Origin of the sequence: Streptomyces aculeolatus (assembly GCF_020400605.1) — a bacterium.
GTDB classification, from domain to species: domain Bacteria; phylum Actinomycetota; class Actinomycetes; order Streptomycetales; family Streptomycetaceae; genus Streptomyces; species Streptomyces aculeolatus.
In genome coordinates this window covers 1-376 of the sequence record NZ_JAINRD010000120.1, presented here as the reverse complement: position 1 = coordinate 376, position 376 = coordinate 1, and the positions used below count along the sequence as shown (strand labels likewise).

1 protein-coding gene is annotated in these 376 nt (G+C 69.1%); it reads right to left on the bottom strand.

Annotated features, from left to right (window positions below):
* On the bottom strand, positions 1-376 hold a 376-nt coding region (locus LG396_RS38980), incomplete at both ends, for a histidine kinase (protein ID WP_443729190.1).

The window sequence follows — 376 nt, the reverse complement described above, 5'->3', positions numbered from 1 at the left end:
GAGGGCGGCGTCGATCTTGCCGGGATCGTAGATGTTGCCGTGGGCCATGCGGCGGCGGAGCGCCTCGGGCGACATATCGACAAGCTCGATCTGGCCGGCCTTGCGCACCACGGCGTCCGGCACGGTCTCCCGCTGCCGTACGCCGGTGATGCTCTCCACGACGTCCCCCAGCGACTCCAGGTGCTGGATGTTGACGGTCGATATCACGTCGATGCCGGCGGCCAGCAGCTCCTTGATGTCCTGCCAGCGCTTCTCGTTGCGGGAGCCGGGGACGTTGGTGTGCGCCATCTCGTCGACGAGCGCGACGGCGGGGCGGCGGGCGAGGACGGCGTCCACGTCCATCTCGGTGAACCGCGTGCCGCGGTAGTCCAGCTCA